Raw genomic sequence first — 4735 nt, forward strand, 5'->3', positions numbered from 1 at the left:
ATGCACTAGTTCCCTGACGCTGTTGACCCATCGTTTGTCCGGCGGTCCAGCACAAACTTTGGAGAATGGCCAAGGCCCTACGAACTTCGTCATCCTAGGGCGAAGCAGGAGCGAAGCTCCGTTGCGAGGACCCTAGGATCCATGCCGTAACCTCAGCCGAGGGGCGCAGCGGAGCAGAATTCTACACCGTTGCAATACTTCGACGTCATGGCATGGATCCTAGGGTCTACGCCGCGTCGCTGCGCTCCTTGCTCCGCCCTAGGATGACGAAGCAGCCGGCGTCTCGGCCAACCTTCGTTACCGCGTCTTGCCCCGCAGGGCAACGATTGCCGCCGCCGTTTCCTCGATGGAGCGGCGGCTGACGTCGATCATCGGCCAGCCATGCCTGGTGCAGAGCTGGCGCGCATAGGCGAGCTCTTCGTTGATCGCGGCGCGATCGACATAGTCGGTCGGCACGAAGGCGGCGCTGTTGCCGAGGATGCGGTTCTGCCTCACATGCGAGATACGCTCGGCCGTCGCGATCAGCCCAACGATCAGCGGCGTCTTGGCGGCGATCAGGCTCTCGGGCAGCGGCACGCCGAGCACGATCGGGATGTTGGCTGTCTTGATACCGCGATTGGCGAGATAGATCGAGGTCGGCGTCTTCGAGGTGCGCGAGATGCCGATCAGCACGATATCGGCATCGTCCATATTGGCCGGCAGCTGGCCGTCATCATGCTCCATGGTGAAGTTCAACGCGTCGATGCGGCGGAAATATTCGGCGTCGAGCACGTGCTGGGCGCCGACGCGGCGACCGGCGGGCGTGCCGAGATAGGATTGGAAGACGGCGAGCACCGGCTCCAGCACCGAGACGCAAGGCAGGCCCATGGCCGCGCAGCGCTCGTCGATCGAGCGCGCGAGCTTCTGATCGACCACGGTGTAGAGGATGATGCCGGGCTCCTCCTCGATGTCGTCGAAGACCTTGGCGACCTGCTTCTCGGTTCGGATCAGCGGATAGATATGTTCGATGGCGCGCGCGTCCTTGTATTGCGCTGACGCCGCCCGGCCGGCGGCCAGCAGCGTCTCGCCGGTGGCGTCGGAGATCAGATGCAGGTGGAAGAAGCTCTGAGGTTTGTTCACAACGGGTGGGTCCAGGCTGTGGGCAATTGTGGACAAGGCTGGATGGGCGGGCCTTGGGTAGGGAAGCGACTGTATCAGATGGCCGCTTGTCCACAATTCGACCAGCTGTAGGCTTTGTCGCGGCGCTGGGGACAAAACTGGGGATCAACTTTTCCGGGCCGATTTCATCCACAACCAGGACATCGGATCGGACCGGCCAAGCTTTTGACTCGAAAGCTTGAATCGGCCTTGTCCCCAGATCCCTCCAGTTTGCGAAAACAAGTACGCGACAATATGCTGACTGGCCTTTTCGAGCCGCAGGCTGGACAGGTCGCAATCATCACAACCAACAGACTCTTAGAATCAGAAGACTCTTTTAAAATAGATATTTGATTTAAGAGACCGCGCATGACCCCGAACCGGAGGTTCGGAAAGGATCATGCGCTAGATGAAAGTGCTACAGCGTCCTTTGCGCGTCTTAGGACGCGCGGCGCTGTAGAGAGAGGCGGGCGCTGGATGGCTGGGAAACGGATCGTGCTCGACGTCCTCAAGGGCGAGACGGTTTCACCGCCGCCGCTCTGGATGATGCGCCAGGCAGGCCGCTATCTTCCGGAGTATCGCGAGACCAGGAGACGGGCCGGATCCTTCCTCGATCTCTGCTATGATCCGGACCTCGCCGTCGAGGTGACGCTGCAGCCGATCGAACGCTTCGGCTTCGACGCCTCGATCCTGTTCTCCGACATTCTCGTTGTGCCCAATGCGCTGGGGCGGGATGTCCGTTTCGAGGAAGGCCGCGGGCCGGTCCTGAAGCCGATCTCGGCGGCCGAGATTGCGGCGTTGAGCGGCGAGATGTTTCACGTGAATCTCGAGCCGGTCTACGAGACCGTGCGCCGGCTGCGCGCGAAATTGCCCGACGAGACGACGCTGCTCGGCTTCTGCGGCGCGCCATGGACGGTGGCGACCTATATGATCGCCGGGCACGGCACGCCCGACCAGGGACCGGCGCGGCTGTTCGCCTATCGCGAGCCCGAGGCCTTCGCGAGGCTCTTGAAGACGCTGGCCGATCATTCGGCTGCCTATCTCATCCGCCAGATCGAAGCCGGCGCCGATGCGGTGCAGATTTTCGATTCCTGGTCGGGTGTGCTGGACGAGCCCTCCTTCGAGGCTTTCTGTGTCGAGCCGGTGGCTGAGATCGTGCGGCAGGTGAAGGCGGTTCATCCCGACGTGCCGGTGATCGGTTTTCCGAAGGGCGCCGGCGAACGCTATCGCGACTACAGGAAGAAGACCGGCATTGCCGGTCTCGGCCTCGACTGGACCGTGCCTTTGTCCATGGCGAAGGAGCTGCAGCGCGAAGGCGCGGTGCAGGGCAATCTCGATCCGCTGCGGCTGGTCGCCGGCGGCAAGGCGCTGGCCGATGGCGTCGATGCCATCCTGAAGACGCTGGGCGGCGGGCCGCTGATCTTCAATCTCGGCCATGGCATCACGCCGGAAACGCCGGTGGCGCATGTCGAAGCGATGGTGAAAATGGTGAGGAGCCACCGATGAGCAATGTGAGCAACGAGAACACCACCGGCCAGGCGATGAAGCGCATGGTGATCGGCATTGTCGTTCTCGTGGCGGCGACGGCCCTTCTCTATTTGGTGGCTGGCGACGGCTTCTATCTCTGGGCGAAGGCCATCCATGTGATCGCGGTGATCGCCTGGATGGCGGGCATGCTCTATCTGCCGCGGCTGTTCGTCTATCATGTCGATGCCGAGAAAGGCTCGGTGCAGTCCGAGACCTTCAAGGTGATGGAGCGCCGGCTGCTCAGGGGGATCATCAATCCGGCGATGATCGTGACCTGGGTGTTCGGCCTTTGGCTGGCCTGGAAAGGCTTCGGCTTCCAGGGCGGCTGGCTGCACACCAAGATCGCGCTGGTGCTCGTCCTGTCGGGTCTGCATGGCTATCTCGCCGGCGCGGTCAGGAAATTCGCCGAGGATAAGAACGAAAAGCCGGCCAGGCACTGGCGGATCGTCAACGAGATCCCCACATTGCTGATGATCGTCATCGTCATGCTGGTCGTCGTGAAGCCGTTCTAGGCTCCCCCCAAAACCAGAAGAAGCCCAGCAAAAGGCGGCTTGCTCTTTCGGGCGACCGACGATAAAAGACGGGTCTTCCTTCCCGTCATGCGCCGCCCCCTTTACTCGCTTTCGGCCGCGCCCGGCATTTGTCGTATTCAGCCGATTTTCTCCCAAAAGCCTACCCAGAGTCTATCTAATGCAAGAAATGAAACTCGCAGAGTTCAAGAACAAGAAGCCGCCGGAGCTGATCGCTTACGCCGAAACGCTCGAGGTGGAGAACGCCAGCGTCATGCGCAAGCAGGAGCTGATGTTCGCGATCCTGAAGAAGCTCGCCGCGCAGGACATCGAGATCATCGGTGATGGCGTGGTGGAGGTGCTGCAGGACGGCTTCGGCTTCCTGCGCTCGGCCAACGCAAACTACCTGCCCGGCCCCGACGACATCTATATCTCGCCGTCGCAAATCCGGCGCTTCTCGCTCAAGACCGGCGACACGGTCGAAGGACCGATCCGCAGCCCGAAAGAGGGCGAGCGCTATTTCGCGCTGCTCAAGGTCAACACCATCAATTTCGACGATCCGGAAAAAATCCGACACAAGATCCACTTCGACAATCTGACGCCGCTCTACCCGACCTCGCGGCTGAAGATGGAGGTCGACACTCCCCCCACCAAGGACATCTCGCCGCGCGTGATTGACCTGGTGGCGCCGATCGGCAAGGGCCAGCGCGCGCTGATCAACGCGCAGCCGCGCACCGGCAAGACGGTGCTGTTGCAGAACATCGCGCATTCGATCACCGCCAATCATCCGGAATGCTACCTGATCGTGCTTCTGATCGACGAGCGTCCCGAGGAAGTGACCGACATGCAACGCTCGGTGAAGGGCGAGGTCATCTCGTCCACCTTCGACGAGCCAGCCGCGCGTCACGTGCAGGTCGCCGAAATGGTGATCGAGAAGGCCAAGCGCCTGGTTGAGCATGGTCGCGACGTCGTCATCCTGCTCGATTCGATCACCCGCCTCGGCCGCGCCTACAACACGGTCGTGCCGTCATCCGGCAAGGTGCTGACCGGCGGTGTCGACGCCAACGCGCTGCAACGCCCGAAGCGTTTCTTTGGTGCGGCCCGCAATATCGAAGAAGGCGGTTCGCTGACCATTATCGCCACCGCGCTGATCGACACCGGCAGCCGCATGGACGAAGTCATCTTCGAAGAGTTCAAGGGCACCGGCAACTGCGAAATCCAGCTCGACCGCAAGGTGGCCGACAAGCGCATCTATCCGGCGATCGACATCCTCAAGTCTGGTACCCGCAAGGAAGACCTGCTGGTGCCGCGATCGGACCTGCAGAAGATCTTCGTGCTGCGCCGCATCCTGGCGCCGATGGGCACGACCGACGCGATCGAGTTCCTCATCGACAAGCTCAAGCAGACCAAGACCAACGCGGACTTCTTCGATTCGATGAATACGTGATGGGGAGTGCGGTCCCCCTTCTCCCCTTGTGAGGGTTTTGCATGGGAGTCGATATTTAGCGCACGAGGCGGATGGGCGTTTTTTGAAAGGCGCTCTGGCCGCTTTGGCGGGTTAT

Annotated in this window: 4 protein-coding genes; 3 read left to right on the plus strand and 1 reads right to left on the minus strand. The window is 61.6% G+C overall.

What is annotated here, in order from left to right; translation table 11 throughout:
- Positions 1–297: 297 nt before the first annotated feature.
- Positions 298–1119, minus strand: a complete 822-nt coding sequence (locus tag EOA28_RS25465; protein ID WP_127252810.1) for a pyruvate, water dikinase regulatory protein — start codon at positions 1117–1119, stop codon at positions 298–300.
- A 495-nt stretch (positions 1120–1614) separates the two neighbouring features.
- Between EOA28_RS25465 and hemE the strand changes: the two genes are divergently transcribed.
- The 3 genes from hemE (at position 1615) to rho (ending at position 4620) form a co-directional block, all read left to right on the plus strand.
- Positions 1615–2643 carry a uroporphyrinogen decarboxylase gene (hemE, locus tag EOA28_RS25470; RefSeq protein WP_127252809.1) on the plus strand — a complete coding sequence of 343 codons (1029 nt, stop codon included), beginning with the start codon at positions 1615–1617 and terminating at the stop codon, positions 2641–2643.
- A complete protein-coding gene (gene hemJ / locus EOA28_RS25475; RefSeq protein ID WP_127252808.1) occupies positions 2640–3176 on the plus strand; it encodes a protoporphyrinogen oxidase HemJ in 537 nt (178 codons plus the stop codon). The genes hemE and hemJ overlap by 4 nt, the downstream gene beginning before the upstream one ends.
- Positions 3177–3354: 178 nt before the next feature.
- A complete protein-coding gene (gene rho, locus EOA28_RS25480; RefSeq protein WP_126080354.1) occupies positions 3355–4620 on the plus strand; it encodes a transcription termination factor Rho in 1266 nt (421 codons plus the stop codon).
- Positions 4621–4735: the final 115 nt, after the last annotated feature.

This window comes from Mesorhizobium sp. M2A.F.Ca.ET.067.02.1.1 (assembly GCF_004023285.1).
Taxonomy (GTDB): Bacteria; Pseudomonadota; Alphaproteobacteria; order Rhizobiales; family Rhizobiaceae; genus Mesorhizobium.